Source organism: Pseudonocardia sp. C8, from assembly GCF_014267175.1.
In the GTDB taxonomy this organism is placed as follows: Bacteria; Actinomycetota; Actinomycetes; order Mycobacteriales; family Pseudonocardiaceae; genus Pseudonocardia.
Genome location: NZ_JACMTR010000002.1, coordinates 1,956,251 through 1,973,321, shown reverse-complemented (window position 1 = coordinate 1,973,321; position 17,071 = coordinate 1,956,251). Strand labels below are relative to the sequence as shown.

At 75.4% G+C, this 17,071-nt stretch carries 17 protein-coding genes; 4 read left to right on the top strand and 13 right to left on the bottom strand.

All coding sequences use genetic code 11. The annotated features are described in order from the left end of the window. Nucleotides 1-28: 28 nt before the first annotated feature. The gene (locus H7X46_RS09860) at nt 29-1,522 is read right to left on the bottom strand and encodes a hypothetical protein (protein WP_186359116.1); all 1,494 of its coding nucleotides are present in this window, start codon (nt 1,520-1,522) and stop codon (nt 29-31) included. A gap of 144 nt (nt 1,523-1,666) precedes the next feature. Between H7X46_RS09860 and H7X46_RS09855 the strand changes: the two genes are divergently transcribed. After that, nucleotides 1,667-2,992 (top strand): winged helix DNA-binding domain-containing protein, encoded by a 1,326-nt coding sequence (locus tag H7X46_RS09855; RefSeq protein ID WP_186359115.1) that lies wholly within the window; start codon nt 1,667-1,669, stop codon nt 2,990-2,992. Here H7X46_RS09855 and nadC read toward each other — a convergent pair. From nadC to nadA, 3 genes are read right to left on the bottom strand one after another with little or no spacing between them, the layout of a single operon-like run. Next, nucleotides 2,958-3,929 carry a carboxylating nicotinate-nucleotide diphosphorylase gene (gene nadC / locus H7X46_RS09850; RefSeq protein ID WP_186359114.1) on the bottom strand — a complete coding sequence of 324 codons (972 nt, stop codon included), beginning with the start codon at nt 3,927-3,929 and terminating at the stop codon, nt 2,958-2,960. The two genes, H7X46_RS09855 and nadC, sit on opposite strands and share 35 nt — an antisense overlap. Beyond that, the gene (locus H7X46_RS09845; RefSeq protein ID WP_186359113.1) at nt 3,926-5,509 is read right to left on the bottom strand and encodes an L-aspartate oxidase; all 1,584 of its coding nucleotides are present in this window, start codon (nt 5,507-5,509) and stop codon (nt 3,926-3,928) included. Before H7X46_RS09845 ends, nadC begins: the two co-directional genes overlap by 4 nt. Continuing rightward, nucleotides 5,506-6,504, bottom strand: coding sequence for a quinolinate synthase NadA (gene nadA, locus H7X46_RS09840; RefSeq protein ID WP_186359112.1), 999 nt, complete (start codon nt 6,502-6,504; stop codon nt 5,506-5,508). The genes H7X46_RS09845 and nadA overlap by 4 nt, the downstream gene beginning before the upstream one ends. Before the next feature lie 167 nt (nt 6,505-6,671). On the opposite strand from nadA, the gene H7X46_RS09835 reads away from it, so the two are divergent. Both H7X46_RS09835 and H7X46_RS09830 read left to right on the top strand, forming a co-directional pair. Beyond that, entirely contained in the window at nt 6,672-7,397 is a 726-nt protein-coding gene (locus H7X46_RS09835; RefSeq protein WP_370588683.1) for an NUDIX domain-containing protein, read from the top strand. Between the two features lie 4 nt (nt 7,398-7,401). Next, nucleotides 7,402-8,082: an LON peptidase substrate-binding domain-containing protein gene (locus H7X46_RS09830; RefSeq protein WP_186359111.1), complete on the top strand. Its 681-nt coding sequence runs from the start codon at nt 7,402-7,404 to the stop codon at nt 8,080-8,082. A 45-nt stretch (nt 8,083-8,127) separates the two neighbouring features. Here H7X46_RS09830 and H7X46_RS09825 read toward each other — a convergent pair whose 3' ends face one another. The 9 genes from H7X46_RS09825 to trxA form a co-directional block, all read right to left on the bottom strand. Next, nucleotides 8,128-8,634 carry a DUF6328 family protein gene (locus H7X46_RS09825; RefSeq protein ID WP_186359110.1) on the bottom strand — a complete coding sequence of 169 codons (507 nt, stop codon included), beginning with the start codon at nt 8,632-8,634 and terminating at the stop codon, nt 8,128-8,130. A 38-nt stretch (nt 8,635-8,672) separates the two neighbouring features. Continuing rightward, nucleotides 8,673-10,373: an ATP-binding cassette domain-containing protein gene (locus H7X46_RS09820; RefSeq protein WP_186359109.1), complete on the bottom strand. Its 1,701-nt coding sequence runs from the start codon at nt 10,371-10,373 to the stop codon at nt 8,673-8,675. 95 nt (nt 10,374-10,468) lie between these two features. Beyond that, on the bottom strand, nt 10,469-11,443 hold the full coding sequence (locus H7X46_RS09815; protein WP_186359108.1) for a fumarylacetoacetate hydrolase family protein: 975 nt from the start codon (nt 11,441-11,443) through the stop codon (nt 10,469-10,471). Continuing rightward, on the bottom strand, nt 11,440-12,222 hold the full coding sequence (locus H7X46_RS09810; RefSeq protein WP_186359107.1) for a cyclase family protein: 783 nt from the start codon (nt 12,220-12,222) through the stop codon (nt 11,440-11,442). Before H7X46_RS09810 ends, H7X46_RS09815 begins: the two co-directional genes overlap by 4 nt. Next, nucleotides 12,206-13,438: an MFS transporter gene (locus H7X46_RS09805; RefSeq protein WP_186359106.1), complete on the bottom strand. Its 1,233-nt coding sequence runs from the start codon at nt 13,436-13,438 to the stop codon at nt 12,206-12,208. Before H7X46_RS09805 ends, H7X46_RS09810 begins: the two co-directional genes overlap by 17 nt. 89 nt (nt 13,439-13,527) lie before the next feature. Further along, nucleotides 13,528-14,127, bottom strand: a complete 600-nt coding sequence (locus H7X46_RS09800; protein ID WP_186359105.1) for a TetR/AcrR family transcriptional regulator — start codon at nt 14,125-14,127, stop codon at nt 13,528-13,530. Between the two features lie 24 nt (nt 14,128-14,151). Next, entirely contained in the window at nt 14,152-14,667 is a 516-nt protein-coding gene (locus tag H7X46_RS09795) for a type II toxin-antitoxin system PemK/MazF family toxin (RefSeq protein WP_186359104.1), read from the bottom strand. 147 nt (nt 14,668-14,814) lie between these two features. Next, the gene (locus H7X46_RS09790; RefSeq protein WP_186359103.1) at nt 14,815-15,492 is read right to left on the bottom strand and encodes a DNA alkylation repair protein; all 678 of its coding nucleotides are present in this window, start codon (nt 15,490-15,492) and stop codon (nt 14,815-14,817) included. 144 nt (nt 15,493-15,636) lie between these two features. Continuing rightward, nucleotides 15,637-16,011 carry a thioredoxin gene (trxA, locus tag H7X46_RS09785; protein ID WP_186359102.1) on the bottom strand — a complete coding sequence of 125 codons (375 nt, stop codon included), beginning with the start codon at nt 16,009-16,011 and terminating at the stop codon, nt 15,637-15,639. Nucleotides 16,012-16,172: 161 nt separating this feature from the next. Here trxA and H7X46_RS09780 point away from each other — a divergent pair, with 161 nt between their 5' ends. After that, nucleotides 16,173-17,054 carry a PaaX family transcriptional regulator C-terminal domain-containing protein gene (locus H7X46_RS09780; protein ID WP_186359101.1) on the top strand — a complete coding sequence of 294 codons (882 nt, stop codon included), beginning with the start codon at nt 16,173-16,175 and terminating at the stop codon, nt 17,052-17,054. The last annotated feature ends 17 nt before the right edge of the window (nt 17,055-17,071 follow it).

Below are 17,071 nucleotides of genomic sequence, written 5' to 3'. Positions count from 1 at the left end.
CAGGGTACGGCGGTGCTCCGACGAGAACTCAGCCCGCCGGTACTCGGCCCGCCGGGACCAGGAGCAGGTTCTCCGGGCCGGACCACGCGGTGCCGACGTTCACACCGTCACGGTGGTGGCCGGGCCGCGACACCAGCCGGGTCGTGCCGCGGTGGTGGGGCGCGGGCTCGAGGAACAGGTAGTTGAGGTCCAGCAGCGCGCGCGTCACCGGGCCCGCCCCGGCCCGGCGCTGGGCGATCCGGTCCAGCATCGGGGCCCGCTCGGCGAGCGGGTCGTCGATCGCGCACCGGTTCGCGCAGAAGTAGACCAGGGTGCCCAGCTCGCCGGGGCTGATCACCTTGCCGTGCAGCCCCGCGGCGATCGCGGCGTACTCGGCGGCGGTGGCCCGGTTGGTGGAGATCGGCGCGACGGTCCAGGGGGTGCCGTGCTGCACGGCGACCACGCCGGACACGACGGCCAGCGCCGCCGCCGTCGTCCCCAGCACGGGCCGGGTGACCCGCCCGCCGACCGCCCCGATCGACCAGGCGGCCAGCACGGTCAGCGCGCCGGCCGCGGGCCCGTAGTACCAGTGGTACGGCGCGGTGCCGATCACGACGAACGCGCCCGCGTGCGCGGCCGCACCCAGCCCCAGCACGACCGGGGCGGTGGCCCCGCGCCGGCGGCCCAGCAGCCAGCACAGGCCGCCGACGACCCCGGCGGCGGGCGGGATCACGCTCAGCAGCGTCGCCGTCGGGAAGCGGTCGTGATAGAGCCACAGGCCGTCCGCGAACGTGACGTGGTCCCGGCCCCAGCTGTCGCCGACCTTCCACAGCACCGTGTCCGGCACGACCGAGCCGAGCGCGACCCAGGAGAACGCGTACCAGGGCAGCGACACGGCGGCCGCGGCACCGAGCAGCGTCCCGAACCGCCTGCGCAGCACCGGGACGCCGAGCGCGGCGACGGCCGCGACGACCACCAGGTCCGGGCGGGTCAGGGGCAGCAGCCCGCACAGCACGCCGGCGAGCACCGCCCGCCCGGTCACGGCGGCGTGCGCGAGCCCGACCGTCAGCGTCACCGCCAGGTAGGTCTCCAGCCCGACCGTCGACAGCAGCAGCGGGTCGACCAGCAGCAGCAGCGCCGGCGTCGCCGCCGTCCAGCGCGGCCACCCGAGGTGCTCCGCGGTCCGCTGCGACCACCAGGTGATCGTCGCGGCGAGGCCGGCGAGCACGATCCCGGCGGCGACGACCGCGTCCCGCACGACCACGGTCACCGCCGCGTGCAGCAGCACGTTCAGCGGCGAGGTCGCGGTGTGCGCGATCCCGTCGAGGTTCACGCCCCAGTGCCCGTGGAACGCGAGGTTCCGCACGTAGGTGAGCGTGATGTAGGCGTCGTCCACCAGCGCGTCGCGGGCCAGCAGGAACACCCCCGCCGCGAGCACCGCCGCACCCGCCGGGAACAGCGCGGCCGCAAGCCGGGACGCCCGCGGGACGGGGGCCCGGTGCCGGCCCGGGCGGACCGGCGGCCGCCGGGTGACGGTGAACACAGCGGAAGTCTGGCACCACGCGGCCGGCCGCGGGCCCGGGCGTCCAGATGCGATGTCCGCCGCCCGGCAGCCGGCGTCCGCGGCCCGATGTCGACAGCCCGGGATCGGCGGCCGGTTGTCGGGGCCCCGTGGCAGGCTCCGCCCGTGACCCACCACGTGAGCGATGCCGAACGCCGGGCCCGGCTGGTGACCCGGCACCGGCTCGCCCCGCACACCCGCACCGACGACGTCGTCGCGATCGCCGACGACCTCGTCGCCCTGCACTCCACGGACCCGGTGACCGTGTACCTCTCGGCCGCGGCCCGGATGGTGACACCGGCCCTGGAACCCGTGGACGCCGCGCTGTACACCGACCGCACGCTGCTGCGGCACCACGCGATGCGGCGCACGCTGTGGGTGTTCGGCCGCCGGCACGCGGCACTGGCGCACCACGCCGCGACCGCCGGTGTCGCGGCCGTGCAGCGGCGCAACCTGATGGCCCAGCTGCGCGAGGCGGGGGTCACCGACCCGGAGGCCTGGTACGCGGAGGCGGCCGGCCGGGTCCTGGACGTGCTCGCCGAGCGGGGGCCGGCCCCCGCGCGCGAGATCGGTGCCGCGCTGCCGGACCTCGCGGCCCTGGGCGTCCCGATCCAGGGCACCCTCCAGGCCGGGCACACGCGGGTGCTGCTGCTCCTGGGTTTCGAGGGGCGGGTGCTGCGGGCCCGCCCGACCGGGACGTGGATCAACGGCCAGTACCGGTGGGCGGCGGCCGAGGCGTGGGTGCCCGGCGGGATCGGGCCGGTGCCGGGTCCCGCAGGGGGTGGCACGGTGGGTGGCGACGCCGCGAGCGGCGGCGCGGGGGTCGGCGGTGCAGGGGGCGCAGGTGGCACGGGCGCCGCGGACGGCTCCGCCCGGGTCGCCGCCGCCGGGCTGGCCCGCGCCTACCTGCGGTCGTTCGGCCCGGTGACCCGCGACGACCTCAAGTGGTGGGCCGGCTGGACCGTCGCGACCGCCCGCACCGCGCTGGCCGACGCGGGCGCGGTCGAAGTGTCCCTCGACGGCGGCGGTACCGGGTTCCTGCTGCCCGACGACCTGGACCCGGTCCCTGATCCCGGCCCGTCGGTGGCGCTGCTGCCCGGCCTGGACCCGACGACGATGGGCTGGAAGGCCCGCGACTGGTACCTCGCCCCGGAGCACCGGGCGCTGCTGTTCGACCGGAACGGCAACGGCGGCCCGGCGATCTGGGTGGACGGCCGGATCGCGGGCAGCTGGGTGCAGCGCCGCGACGGGGAGATCGTCACCCGCCTGTTCGACGACGTCGGCGGCGCGGCCCGCGCCGGGGTCGACGCCGCGGCCGCGCGGATCCGGGAGCTGCTCGGCGATGTCCGGTTCACCGTCCGCTACCCGGCCCCGGTGCAGGGCGAGCTGCTGGCGGAGCGGGCGCCACCGACCACGGTCAGCTCAGGTCGAGCCCCAGGTCCAGGGCGGTGACCGAGTGGGTCAGCCCGCCGACGGCGAGGAAGTCGACCCCGGTGGCGGCGTACTCCCGGGCGTTCGCGAGCCGTAGCCCGCCGGAGGACTCGAGCAGCGTGCGGTGCCCGGTCGCCGCGGCCACGGCGTCCCGCCGCCGGACGGCCGCGGCCGTGTCGTCCGGGGTGAAGTTGTCGAGCAGGACCAGCTCGGCGGACAGGTCGAGCACCTCGTCGAGCTGGTCGAGCCCGTCGACCTCCACCTCGCACGGCAGGTCCGGCGCTGCGGTGCGGGCCGCGGCGAGCGCCGCCGCCACCGACCCCGCCGCGGCGACGTGGTTGTCCTTGATCAGCACCGCGTCGCCGAGCCCGAGCCGGTGGTTCGTCCCGCCGCCGCAGCGGACGGCGTACTTCTCCAGCAGCCGCAGCCCCGGCATCGTCTTGCGGGTGTCGCGGATCCGGGCGCCGGTGCCGGCGACGGCGTCCACCCAGGCCCGGGTGGCGGTCGCGATCCCGGACAGGTGGCAGAGCAGGTTGAGCGCGGTGCGTTCGGCGGTCAGCAGGCCGCGGACCGGGGCGCGGACGACCAGGGCGGGCTCGCCGGCAACCAGCAGGTCGCCGTCCGCGCGGGCCAGGAGCACCTCGTACCCGCCGGGCGCACCGGCCCCGGGCGCACCGGACCCGGGCGCACCCGCACCGGGCGCGCCGGCCCCGGAGCGGCCGAGCACCGCGTCGAGGACGGCGAGCGCCGCCGGCAGCCCGGCCAGCACCCCGTCCGCCCGCGGGGTGAACGACCCGACCGCCACCGCGTCCGCGGGCACGGTCGCGGCGGTCGTCGCGTCCGGCCCGTAGCGCAGGTCCTCGTCGAGGGCCGTGCGGACCACCCGGGCCAGGTCGTCGGCGTCCGGGATCCCGATCCCGGAGCGCCCGCCGACGCCGGCGGCGACAGCGCCGCTCATGCCGCCCCCACCAGGGCGTCGGCGACGACCACGGGCCGCCCGGCCGCGTCGAGCCGCACCGGCAGCGACGCCCGCTGGTGGACGTCGTCGCGCTCCGGGAAGTCGGTCCGCACGTGGCAGCCCCGGGTCTCCCGCCGGGTCCCGGCCGCGGCCAGCACCGCCTGGGCGAGCAGGGTCAGCGCGGCGTCCTCCACCCCGGCCCGGCCGGTCGGCACCGCGGTCACGGTGGCCGACTCGATCGCGTCCGAGGCGGCGGCCAGGCCGGTGGCGTCCCGGCCGATGCCGGCACAGGTGGTCATCGCCCGCTGCACCACGGCGCGGTCGGCGATCGGCAGCGCCGGAGCCGGCTCGGCCGGCGCCGACACCGCGGCCAGCGCGCGGTCGGCCAGCACCGCCCGGACCACCCGCTCCCCCACCACGAGGCCTTCCAGCAGCGAGTTCGACGCCAGCCGGTTCGCCCCGTGCAGGCCGGTCCGGGCGACCTCCCCGGCCGCGTACAGCCCGGGGACACCGGTCCGGCCGTCGACGTCGGCGACGACCCCGCCGCACGCGTAGTGGGCCGCCGGGGTCACCGGGATCGGGTCGGTGGCCGGGTCGATCCCGGCCGCGCGGCAGGACGCGTACACGGTCGGGAACCGTGCCGCGAACCCGTCGATCCCGGTCGCGTCGAGGTGGACGTGGTCGCTGCCGGTCTCGGCCAGGCGCCGGGTGATCGCGGCGGCGACGACGTCGCGCGGGGCGAGGTCGGCCCGCGGGTGCACCCCGGCCATGAACGCGGTCCCGTTCCGGTCGCGCAGGACCGCGCCCTCCCCGCGGACCGCCTCGGTCACCAGCGGCCGCTGCCCGGCGGCCGGCCCGGTGTGCAGGACGGTCGGGTGGAACTGCACGAACTCCAGGTCGGACGCCGTCGCCCCGGCCCGCAGGGCGAGCGCGATCCCGTCGCCGGTGGCCGTCGCGGGGTTGGTGGTGGAGGCGTAGAGCAGGCCGTACCCGCCGGTGGCGAGCAGCACGGCGGGGGCCCGCAGCGCCCCGGGTTCGCCGTCCGCGGACAGCACCGCCAGCCCGGTGACGCGGCCGGTGACGTCACGCAGCGCGTCCACGGCGACGTGCCCGTCGAGCACGGTGAGCTGCGCCGACCGGGCCGCGGCGACCAGGGTGCGTTCGATCTCGGCGCCGGTCGCGTCCCCCCCGGCGTGCACCACCCGGTACGCCGAGTGGCCGCCCTCGCGGGTCCGGTCCAGGCGGGTCCCGCGCACGTCGAACAGCGCGCCCCGTTCGCGGAGCCGCCGCACCGCGCCCGGCCCGCCGCGGACGATCGCGTCGACCGCGGGCAGGTCGTTCAGCCCGCCGCCGGCGGCGAGGGTGTCGGCGACGTGCGCGTCGAGGGTGTCGCCGGGGACGTCCCCGAGCACCACCGCGACCCCGCCCTGGGCCCAGCGGGTGGCGCCCTCGACGACGTCGTCCTTGGTGACGACGACGGTCCGCAGCCCGGCCTCGGCGGCGTCCAGCGCGGCGGTCAGCCCGGCCACCCCGGAGCCGACGACGACCAGGTCGGCGCCGGCCTCCCAGCCGGAGCTCACTCGCCGCTCCCCGGGTTGCCGATCTCGATCATCCGCTGCACCGCGGCGCGCCCGCGCTCGGCGAGGTCGGGATCCACGTGGACCTCGTCGGTCCCGAACCGGACCGACCGCAGCAGCGCCTCCGGGGTGATCATCTTCATGTAGGGGCAGGACGCCCGCTCGTTCACGGCCCGGAACTCGATCTCGGGGGCTGCCCGGCGGAGCTGGTGCAGCATCCCGACCTCGGTCGCGACCAGCACCTCCTTCGCGCCGGTCGCCCGGGCGGCGTCGATCATCCCGCCGGTCGAGAGGATCTTGACCTGGTCCGAGGGGACGGCGCCGGTGCCGGCCAGGTAGAGCGCCGAGGTCGCGCAGCCGCACTCGGGGTGCACGAACAGGTCCGCGTCCGGGTGGGCCCGCGCCTGGTCGGTGAGCTGGCGGCCGTTGATGCCAGCGTGCACGTGGCACTCGCCGGCCCAGACGTGCATGTTCTCCCGCTCGAGGACCCGGCGGACGTGGGCGCCGAGGAACTGGTCGGGCAGGAACAGCACCTCGGTGTCGCGCGGGATCGAGGCGACGACCTCGACCGCGTTCGACGAGGTGCAGCAGACGTCGGTCTCGGCCTTCACCGCGGCGGTGGTGTTGACGTAGGAGACGACGACGGCGCCCGGGTGCTCGGCCTTCCACACCCGCAGCTGCTCGGCGGTGATGGAGTCGGCCAGCGAGCAGCCCGCCCGCGCGTCCGGGATCAGCACGGTCTTGTCCGGGCTGAGGATCTTCGCGGTCTCGGCCATGAAGTGCACGCCGCAGAACACGATCGTCGACGCGTCCGCCTCGGCGGCGATCCGGGACAGGGCCAGGGAGTCCCCGACGTGGTCGGCGACGTCCTGGATCGCCGGCAGCTGGTAGTTGTGCGCCAGCAGGACCGCGTCGCGCTCGCGCGCCAGCGTGCGCACCTCGTCGGCCCAGCCGGGGTCCACCCCGGTCTCCTCGGGTGCCGAAAGCGTCGTCACCATTCTCGCCCTCCCGGGCCGCTCGGGTTTTCGCCTAGTGAGCGGAAACTTGCGGGATCGTAGCACCGGGGATGCGGCGGCGGCACCACAACGGTGACCGGGACCTCACCTGACGGACACCCGGACGTCACGCCACGGTCGGTTGCCGGGAGGCCCCTACGCTGGCGGCCGTGACGTCGCCGCCGGTCCTGCACGAGGTGCTCGCCGCCGTGCTCGGGATCCGGGACGGGCGGCTGCGGGTGCTGCTCTGGGAGCGCGCGCTGGACCCGGACGCGGGCCGGTGGGCCCTGCCGGGCGGGCGGCTCGCCGCCGGCGAGGACGTGGAGACCTCGGTGCGCCGGCAGCTCGCCGAGAAGGTCGACGTCCGCGAGATCGCCCACGTGGAGCAGCTGTCGGTGTTCTCCGACCCGGACCGCACGCCCGGCCCGCGGATGATCGCGACCGCGTTCCTCGGGCTCGTCCCGTCCGACGCGGACCCGGCGCTGCCGGCGGACACCCGGTGGCACCCGGTCGACGCGCTCCCCGCCACCGCGTTCGACCACGCCGGGATCGTCGACTCGGCCCGGGACCGGTTGCGCGCCAAGCTGTCCTACACGAACCTGGGCTTCGCGCTCGCCCCGGCGGAGTTCACGATCTCGGCACTGCGGGAGCACTACGTGGCCGCGCTCGGCCACTCGGTGTCGGCGACCAACCTGCAGCGCGTCCTGACTCGCCGCGACCTGCTGGAGCCGACCGGGGAGACGGCCCCGCCCGGCCGGGCCGGCGGGCGTCCCGCGGCGCTGTTCCGGTTCACCGACCGCACCCTGCGCGTGACGGACGCGTTCGCGGTGCTGCGGCCCCCGGCCCGGCCGGACCCGTCGCGGCCGGGCGGGAGCACCGGGGTCGTACTACCGTGAACCGGTGCCTGCGACGCTGCCGCTGTTCCCGCTGGGGACGGTGCTGCTGCCGGGTGTCGCGCTCCCCCTGCACATCTTCGAACCGCGGTACCGCCGGCTGACCGCCGACCTGCTCACCGGCGTCGTGCCGGGCAAGGAGTTCGGGGTCGTCGCGGTCCGCGAGGGACACCATCCGGACCGGTCCGGGCCGGACGGGGTGTATCCCGTCGGCTGCACCGCGGTGCTGCTCGACGCCCGGCCGCTGCCCGACGGCCGCTACGACGTGGTCACCCGGGGTGCGCGCCGGTTCCGGGTGCTCGACATCGACGACGGCGCCCGCCCGTACCTGTGCGCCGAGGTCGAGTTCGTCCCCGACGCGGCCCCCGGCACCGATCCGCGGCTGGTCACGATGCTGGAGCGGGCCGCCCGTGCGGCGCACCGCGGCTACTGCCGCACCGCTTGGCGCAGCGGGGACTGGTCCGAGCCCGACGAGGACACCCCGGTCTCCGCGCTCGCGCACCTGCTGGCCGGGGACTGCCTGCTGCCGCTGGTCGACCGCCAGCACCTGCTGGAGCAGACCTGCCCGGTGCAGCGGCTGCGCGAGGTCCGCCGGCTGCTGACCCGCGAGACCGGGCTGCTGGGACGGCTGCGGGCGGTCCCGGCGCCGCAGGGCACGTTCCACCCGGACGCGCACAGCCCGAACTGACCGCGCCGTCCTCCCCGTGACGGCACGACGGTGGCGCACGCTTGCTCACCTCTCCCGCCGGGCGCGGCGGCGCCGCCGCCACGGCCCGACCGTCCACAGCACGGCGAACAGCAGGAACGCCAGCGCCGCCGCGAGGAGCGCGCCCTCCCGCCCGAGCACCAGGTCGAAGATCAGCCAGACGACCGCGACGACGGCCAGCGCGAGGATCCCCAGGCCGGCCACGGCGAACCGCTGGCCGGAGTCGACCAGCGCGGGCCGGGCGTGCTGGCGGAACAGCGCGCGGTGCAGCGCCACCGGCGCGATCAGCGACGCCGTGGCGCACACCGACAGCGAGACCGCGACCAGGTAGAGCCCGCGCTGGAAGTCGTCGAGCTGGGGGAACCGCCACTGGAACGGGACGGTCAGCAGCAGCCCGGTCAGCAGCTGCACGCCGGTCTGCACGACCCGCAGCTCCTGCAGCAGCTCGATCCAGTGCCGGTCCAGCCGTTCCAGCTCGTTCTCGTTGCGGGCCGGCTCGGTGCCGTCGTCCGGTGACGGCGGAGAGCGGGTCATCGGCCCAGTTTCCCACCGCGACGGGCCGGGCGGTGGGGTCACGGCGAACCGCCCGCCAGGACGAGCTCCGGACCGGTCCACCGCGACCGCAGCCGGCGGTCGTGCGAGGTGACGACGACGGTGCCCGGCGCCGTCCCGAGCGCCTCCTCCAGCTCCCCCGCCAGCCGCAGCGACACGTGGTTGGTCGGCTCGTCGAGCAGGAGCAGGTCGGGGGCGTCGGCGACGGCGACGGCCAGCGCCAGCCGGCGGCGCTGCCCGAGGGACAGCGCCCCCACCGCGGTCCCGTGCTCGCGCGGATGCAGCAGCCCGAGGTCGCGCAGCGGCACCCGCTCGGCGAGGTCCGGGCCGAGCAGCGCCGCGTAGGCGTCGCGGGCGGTGCGGCCTGCCGGGCCGACGTCCGGGTCCTGGGCGAGCAACCCGACCCGCCGCGCCCGGACGACGACCGTGCCGGAGCCCGGGGCCACCTCGCGGTGCGGCCCGGCCCGCCGCGCCCGGAGGTCCACGGTCCCGGAGCCCGGGACCAGATCCCCGTGCAGCACGGCGAGCAACGTCGACTTCCCGGCCCCGTTCGACCCGCTGACCAGCAGCTTCTCCCCCACCGGCAGGTCGAGCAGGTCGAGCTTCACCCGGCCGTCGACGCGCAGGTCGCGTACCTGAACGGCGAGGCCGTCGCCCTCGTCGGCGGCGGTGAGCCGGCCGGCGAACCGCAACGGCCGCGGCGGCTTCGGCACGGCCTCGCGTTCGGCGACCTCCAGGCGGCGCCGGGCGTCGGCGACCCGCCGGGCCCGGGCCCGTTCCACGTTGGCGCCCTTGAACTTATCGATGAACTTGTCGTTGTCGCGCGGGCCGCGCCCCGGGGCCACGGCCTCGGTGCCGGTCCGGGTCCGCGCCCGCAACCGGGCGATCTCCTCCTGCTCGGCGGCGAACCGCTCCTCCCAGCGGCGCCGGCTCGCGGCCTGCGCCTCCAGGTAGGCGGTGAACGTGCCGCCGAACCGGTGCCCGCCGCGGCCGTCGGTGCCGAGCGCGCCGGCGTCGAGGTCGAACAGCTCGGTGCAGACCCGGTCCAGGAACGTGCGGTCGTGGCTGGCCGCGACGACCACCCCGGGCAGCTCGACCAGCGAGCGTTCGAGCAGGTCGAGGGCGTCGTCGTCGAGGTGGTTGGTGGGCTCGTCGAGCAGCAGCACCGCGGGCCGGCGGACCAGTGCCGCCGCCAGTGCCAGCCGGGTCCGCTGCCCGCCGGACAGCGTCGCGACCGGACGGTCCCGGTCGAGGCCGGCGACGCCGAGCGTGCCGGCGGTGATCCCGGCGCGGCGGTCGGCGTCCCAGGCGTCGTGCGCCACGGCCCAGGCGAGGACCCGGTCGTAGTCGCCACCCACGTCGGCACCGGCCGCCATCGCCGCGGCCAGGCGCTCCAGCTCGGCGACCGCCTCGTGCAGCGGGCGCAGCGCACCGTCGAGCAGCGACCCGACCGTGCCGTCCGCGCCGGCGTCGGGTTCCTGGGGCAGGTACACGAGGTCGGCGGGCGTCTCGACGGTCCCGGCGTCCGGACGGTCGACGCCCGCGAGCAGCCGCAGCAGCGTCGACTTGCCGCTGCCGTTCTCCCCGATCAGCCCGAGCCGGGTGCCGGGCGCGACGATGAGGTCGATGCCGTCGAGCACGGGCGGGCGCCCGGCGCGGGTGGCGTAGGAGCGGACCAGGCCGTGCGCGGCGACGGCCCGCAGGTCGGTGACGGGTGACACGACGACGTCTCCTCCGGAGAACAGAGGGAGACCGCGGGGGCCTGGGCCGCGTCCGCGGTCGGGTACGTCGTCAGAGCTCCATGATGATCGTCAGCCTAGCCGATGGCCGGCCGTCGGCGCAGCTGCGGCGCCGGTGGCTCCGACCACGGAACCCGCCGGGCGGCCGGCACCGGGTGCAGCTCCGGCCCCGCGACGACCCGGTTCTCGATCGTCCCGATTCCCTCGACGGTCATCCGGACGACGTCGCCGACGGCCAGCGGAGCCGGGGACCGGTCTCCCGACCAGCCCCAGTGCTCGGCCAGGCAGCCACCACCGCAGGTGCCCGATCCGAGCACGTCGCCGGGCCGCACCCAGGTTCCCCGGCTCGCGTAGGACACGAGCTCGGCGAACGACCAGGCCATGTTCGCCAGCGAGTCCCCGCCGAGCCGGCTCCCGTTGACCGTGACCTCCATGTCGAGGTCGTAGCGGTCACCGCGCCGCGCCCCCGCGAGCTCGTCGAGGCCGACCAGGACCGGCCCGAGGGTGGTCGCGGTGTCCTTGCCCTTGGCGGGGCCGAGCCCCACCCGCATCTCGGCACGCTGCAGGTCGCGTGCGGACCAGTCGTTCAGCACGGTGAGGCCCGCGATGTGGTCCCAGGCCCGGTCGACCGGGAGGTTGTACCCGGCCCGCCCGATGACGATCCCGACCTCCAGCTCGACGTCGAACAGCTCGCTCCCGGGCGGGACCGGGACGTCCTCGCCCGAGCCGATCACCGCGTGCGGGTTGGTGAAGTAGAACGCCGGAGCCTCGAACCAGGCCTCGGGAACCTCCGCCGAGCCGACGACGGACCGCAGCGACCCGGCGGTGTGCTGCTCGAAGGTGATGAAGTCGCGGACGGTGGACACCGGGACCGGCGGTGCGAGCCGGCCCGCGCCGTCCCACGGCACCCGGCCCTCCCAGGCGAGCTCGCCGGCCCGGTCCGGGTCCAGCAGGGCGAGCGGGTCGCAGCCCGGGGCCAGGAGGTCCAGGTCGTCCCCGGTCACCCGGCCGTACCGGCGGGCGCCCGCCAGCTCCAGTGACCCGATCCTCATTCCGTTCCCTCCTCGACGATCGCCACCGCCCGGGTCCACCCGGCCGAGGCTGCGTGGATCTTGACCGGGAAGCAGGCGACCTGGAACCCGGTGGCGGGCAGGCTCTCCAGGTTGTGCAGCTTCTCGATGTGGCAGTAGCCGATCTCGCGGCCCGCCCGGTGCCCCTCCCAGATGATCGAGGCGTCCCCGTCGCGGGCGTAGCGTTCGGCCGTGAACCGGAACGGGGCGTCCCAGCTCCAGGCGTCGGTGCCGGTCACCCGGACCCCCTGCTCCAGCAGGTGCAGGGTGGCCGCACGGCCGACCCCGCAGCCGGTCGCGACGTAGTCGTCCTCGCCGTACCGGGCGCCCGCACGGGTGTTGACCAGCACGATGTCCAGCGGGCGCAACCGGTGCCCGATCCGGTCGAGCTCGGCGTCGATGTCGGCGGGGGTCACGACGTGGCCGTCGTCGAGGTGCCGGAAGTCCAGCTTGACCCCGGCCTGGAAGCACCACTCCAGGGGGACCTCGTCGATCGTGATGGCCCGCTGCCCGCCGTCCATGGTGGACGCGTAGTGGTAGGGGGCGTCGAGGTGGGTGCCGGTGTGGGTGGTGGCCTCGATCCGCTCGATCGCCCAGCCCTCGCCGTCGGGCAGGTCGCCCGGTGTCGCGCCCGGGAAGAACCGGAGCATGTCCGCGGTGGACTGCTGGTGGTCGATGTAGGTGATCGACGGCTCGTGGCCGGGCGGATCGGAGGCGATCCCGCCCTGCAGCGGGACCGAGATGTCAACGAGTCGTCGCACTGGTGATCCCTTCCAGGGCGCCGGAGTCGGCGTCGCGGGTGTCCGAGGGGGCCTTCGGCAGGAAGAACATGAGTACCGCACCGAGCAGGAAGATGCCGCCGCTGATCACCAGCCCCAGTGCCAGCGAGGCCGCGGCGGCGATCCCGCCGAGGACCATGGGGGCGAACGCGGAGATGCCCCGGCCGAGGTTGAAGCAGAATCCGGCACCGGTCGTCCGCACGGCCGTCGGGTAGAGCTCGGCCAGGTAGGAGCCGAACAGCCCGGCGAAGGTCATGAAGAACGCGTAGAGCGGGCCGAGCCACAGCAACGCCGACTGGTCGGTCACCAGCCCGTACACCGGCATGAGCACGCCCGCCCCGAGGAGCGACGCCGTGAGCGCCAGCTTCTTGCCGTACCGGTCGGCGACCCAGCCGAACGCGAGGTATCCGACGAACATGCCGAGGTTGAGCCAGGTCATGTACTGGCCGACGGTGCTCCCGTCGAGGCCGCGCTCGTTCTGCAGGTAGCTCGGAAGCCAGGTCGTCGTCCCGTAGTACGCCACGAAGGTGCAGATCGCGACCCCGCTCGCCAGGATCGTCACGCGGGCCAGGCCGGGCCGGAAGATCTCCCGGACCGACACGGTCGCGGGTGCCGCCGCGCGGCTCGCCTGCCAGGCCCCGGACTCCCGGAGCGCCACGATCGCGATGAGCAGCGGGAGCACCGCTCCGACCCCCGCGACGAGGAACAGCAGCCGCCAGTCCGGCAGCAGGGCGCGGGCGAGCTGGGCTGCCACGGCGCTGCCGATCGGGAACGACGCGAGGACGAACGCCACGGCCTTGGCACGCTGGTGCGCGGGCCAGGTCTCGACCACGAAGGCCGAGATGATGCTCCAGACGCCGCCGAGCCCGATCCCGGCCAGGAACCGCAGGACCAGGAACGTCTCGAAGTTCGGGACCACGTAGACGACCGCCGTGAGCACGGCGAACATGCCGAGGCAGACGATCAGTGCGAACCGCCGGCCCCGGTTGTCGGCCAGCCAGCCCATCACGGGCCCGCTGACGCCCATGCCGAGCAGTGTGGCCGTCGCCAGGAACCCCGCCTCGAGCGGGACCAGCCCGAACTCCCGCGAGATGGCGGGCAGGGTGAACGACAGGATCGCGATCTCCATGGCGTCGCTCATGTAGATGATGAACGTGCCGACGAGAACGACCCACTTGTACGTGGAAGATTGCGTCATCGGATCCTCCGGAACCACCAGGGAACCCTGACTGTCCGTACGTTCAGTCTCGATGGCAAGCGGTTGCCTGCGGTGCACCGGTGTCGTGCTCAGCCGTGCCGCAGTGCGGCGACGATGTAGTCCTGGAGGAAGTCGATGCGGTCGACCGCGCTGGATGCCCCGGCGGCAAGCGCACGCTCGCGGTCGTCGAAGTTCGACATCGTCAGCGCGCCGACCGAGAAGATGTAGGCCCAGCGGTGGAACCCCGCCGGCTTGCTCGGGACGGCGGTCTCGAGCGCCGCGATGAACTCGCGCGCCATCGGGTCGAACAGGTCCGCGATGATGCCGCGCTCCCCGGACAGCGGGTCGCCCGCTTCACGCAGCACCAACCGGAGGTAGCGCTGCTTGCGCAGGTCGTCCCGATCGACCCGGCCGATCGAGAGGAAGGCCGCGACGATCTCGTCGAGGGCGTCGGGCGCGTCCAGGTCGACCGCGCGCAGTCGCTCGAGCCGCTGCTCGTTGAGGTACTGGTGGGCCTCGAACACCGACCGGTACAGGTTCAGTTTCGTCTCGAAATGGTAGACGACCAGCGGGAGCCGGACCCCGGCCTCGTCGGCGATGAGCCGCATGGTCGCGCGTTCGTACCCGTGCTCGGCGAACACCTTCTCCGCGGCGCGGAGCACGTCGTCCTTGCGGCTTGCCCGTGGCATGCCGCCATGATCGCACCCGCGCCGTCAGCGCCAGCCGTAGCGCGACCGCAGCTGCTCGGCGACCCGGTCGAACTGCGGGCGGTCCAGCACCGCGCCCTCGCGGCGGATCCCGTGCTCGTCCACCTCCAGCACCCGGTCCAGCCGCAGGTAGGAGGCCCGGCCCGTGCGGTCCCAGGGCCCGGAGCCGACGCCGACCCAGTTCGGGTCGTCGGCCCGGTGGGCCTGGCTGGACAGCATGAGGCCGAGCAGGTCCGTGCCGGAGCGCCCGACGACGAGCAGCGGCCGGTCCTTGCCCTGGTTCGGATCCTCCTCGTAGGGGACCCAGGTCCAGACGATCTCGCCCGGGTCGGCGGCGCCGTCCGGCTCGGGCGCGTAGACGATCTCCCGGGCGCGGTCCCCGGTGGGCGCGGTGCGGACCCCGCCGGCCGGGGCGCCGCGGGGCGGTGCGGTGGACCGCCGCTGCGGCTCCTTCGTGTCCTTCAGCAGCTGCATCGCCAGGTCGGCGGCCTTGCGCAGGACCGGGCCCCAGTTGATCGCCATGGCGTGCAGCCTGCCGTACCCGCCTCCTACGCCGTGCACCAGGGGACGACGACGGCCCACGTTCAGCCGGGCGGCGAGAACTCCCAACGCCCGCAACGCCAGGGAGCAGGTGCGGCGAGGCCGTGCGCGCGGCCGGCCCGGGAGCGGTCAGCGGGGCTCGGCGGCGCCACGGGCGAGCCCGAGGTAATGCTGGCGCAGCTCCGGTTCGAGATGCTCGACGGCGTACCGCAGCGCGACCCGCGGCATGGTGACGGCGTGCCGGTTCAGGAACGCCAGTAGCCGGCCCCGGTCACGCTTGCCGGCCTCGCGCGTCCACCCGCCGACTGCCTTCTGGACGAGGTCGTGCGGGTCGTGCGCGAGGAGGTCACCGATCGCGAAGGTGTCGTCGAGCTCGCCCCGGCGGATGAAGAAGTACGTCGCGACGATCGCGGTCCGCCGCTCGTACCAGTGCGGCGACGCGGCCAGCCGGTAGAGCGGGTCGCGCGGCCGGTCCGCGAGGTACCCACCGACCACGTACGGCGCAGCACGGTCCACGAGATCCCAGCTGTCGATCCGGTCGTGGCGGCCGAGGTAGAGCTCGAAGAGCTCCCTCCGCCGCCGGGGGTCGAGCCGCCGCCGGCGCGCCTGGAAGTCCATGATGCTCACTGCGACGACGCGCGCGTCGGGATCGTCGCGGTCCAGCAGCACCTCGACCTCGTGCGGTGAGAGCTCCGCGGTCTCCTTGGCCAGCGCGAACAGGTCGCGTTTCGGGATGCCGCGCTCGCCCGCGGCGGCCCGGAGCGCGGTCAGCCCGGCGTCGACCCGGTCGATGGTGACGGCAGACATGGCTGGGCCCTCCCTCGTCGCGTTTCCCGCTCCCCCGTACCGACGGCGTTCGAGAGCAGAACTCATCGCGCGTCGGAGACGGGCCGGCCCCGCACGCCGGTGGCGTGCGGGGCCGGTCGGTGGTCAGGGGGTGTGGGCCGGGAGTCAGCCCTGCTGCTTCTCCTGCTCGGCGACGGCGGCCTTCACCTCGTCCATGTCGACCGCCTTGACCTGGCCGATCAGGTCCTCGAGCGCCTCCGCGGGCAGGGCGCCGGGCTCGGAGTAGAGCACGACACCGTCCCGGACGGCCATCACGGTCGGGATCGAGGAGATCCCGAACGCACCGGCCAGCTCCTGCTGCGCCTCGGTGTCGACCTTGCCGAAGGTCACGTCCTGGTGCTTCTCCGACGCCTCGTCGTACACGGGCGCGAACTGCTTGCACGGTCCGCACCAGGACGCCCAGAAGTCGATCAGGACGGTCGCCCCGGGCGCGCCCACGACGTCGTTGAAGTTGTCGGTGGTCAGTTCCACGGTGGCCATACGAAGCCCAACGAGCCGGACCCCGCCGGTTGTTCCCGGCGCGGCGAAAACGGATCTCCGTGGAGCGCATCGGGTGTGGCGGCGGGGCGACCCCCGCCGGACCGGTCCGGCCGGGGCGGTCGCACGTGCACCGCCGTACCGGCATCTAGGCTGGTCCGACCATGGCCACCCCTTCCCGCACCGCCGGCGCCGACGATCCGGACCTGCCGGACGAGCCGGCGCCGCGCCGCCGCGACCTCGGTCAGGCGTCCGCGCGCTCGCTGCTGCTCACCGTGCTGGGTGAGTTCGTGCTGCCGGCCGGGGAGCCGGTCTGGACGCGGGCCCTGCTGGAGGTGCTCGGCGCGCTCGGGGTGGAGTCGAAGTCGGCCCGCCAGGCGCTGGCCCGCACCGCCGCCGAGGGCCTGCTGACCTCCGACCGGGACGGCCGGCGGGTCCGCTGGTCGCTGACGCCCGCCGGTGAGCGCCTGCTGTCCGAGGGCGCCACCCGGATCTACGGGTTCGGCTCCCCGGCCACCGGGTGGGACGGCCGGTGGCTGGTCCTGCTCGCGTCCGTCCCGGAGTCCCGGCGACGGCTGCGGCACCGGCTGCGGACCCGGCTCGCGTGGGCGGGGCTCGGCTCCCCCGCCCCCGGGGTGTGGCTGTCGCCGGACCCGGGCAAGGAACCCGAGGTCGCCGCCGTGCTCGACGAGCTCGACCTGAGCGGGACGAGCTCCTCGTTCGTCGGCCGGTACGGGGCGATCGGGCGGCCGGCCGACATCGTCGCGCAGGCCTGGGACCTCGACCGCATCGAGCAGGCCTACGAGGAGTTCCTCGAGGAGTTCGCCCCCGCACTGGACCGCCCCGACCCCGAGGACGTGCTCGCCCGCCAGGTCCGGCTGGTGCACGCCTGGCGGCGGTTCCCGTTCGTGGACCCGGAGCTGCCCGCCGAGCTGCTGCCGGAGCGGTGGGCGGGGGCCCGGGCCGCGGAGCTGTTCCGCACCCTGCACGCCCGGTGGAACGGCCCGGCCCGCGCGGCCTGGGCCGCGCTCACCGCCACCTGCTGAGCGTTCCCCGTACCGGG

Coding starts and splice junctions, on each gene's coding strand:
- H7X46_RS09800 (WP_186359105.1), bottom strand. CDS start 14,127: ATGCCACGGGCAAGCCGCAAGGACGACGTGCTCCGCGCCGCGGAGAAG.
- nadC (WP_186359114.1), bottom strand. CDS start 3,929: ATGAGCGGCGCTGTCGCCGCCGGCGTCGGCGGGCGCTCCGGGATCGGG.
- H7X46_RS09795 (WP_186359104.1), bottom strand. CDS start 14,667: ATGGCGATCAACTGGGGCCCGGTCCTGCGCAAGGCCGCCGACCTGGCG.
- H7X46_RS09825 (WP_186359110.1), bottom strand. CDS start 8,634: ATGACCCGCTCTCCGCCGTCACCGGACGACGGCACCGAGCCGGCCCGC.
- H7X46_RS09815 (WP_186359108.1), bottom strand. CDS start 11,443: ATGAGGATCGGGTCACTGGAGCTGGCGGGCGCCCGCCGGTACGGCCGG.
- H7X46_RS09805 (WP_186359106.1), bottom strand. CDS start 13,438: ATGACGCAATCTTCCACGTACAAGTGGGTCGTTCTCGTCGGCACGTTC.
- H7X46_RS09780 (WP_186359101.1), top strand. CDS start 16,173: ATGGCCACCCCTTCCCGCACCGCCGGCGCCGACGATCCGGACCTGCCG.
- trxA (WP_186359102.1), bottom strand. CDS start 16,011: ATGGCCACCGTGGAACTGACCACCGACAACTTCAACGACGTCGTGGGC.
- nadA (WP_186359112.1), bottom strand. CDS start 6,504: ATGGTGACGACGCTTTCGGCACCCGAGGAGACCGGGGTGGACCCCGGC.
- H7X46_RS09790 (WP_186359103.1), bottom strand. CDS start 15,492: ATGTCTGCCGTCACCATCGACCGGGTCGACGCCGGGCTGACCGCGCTC.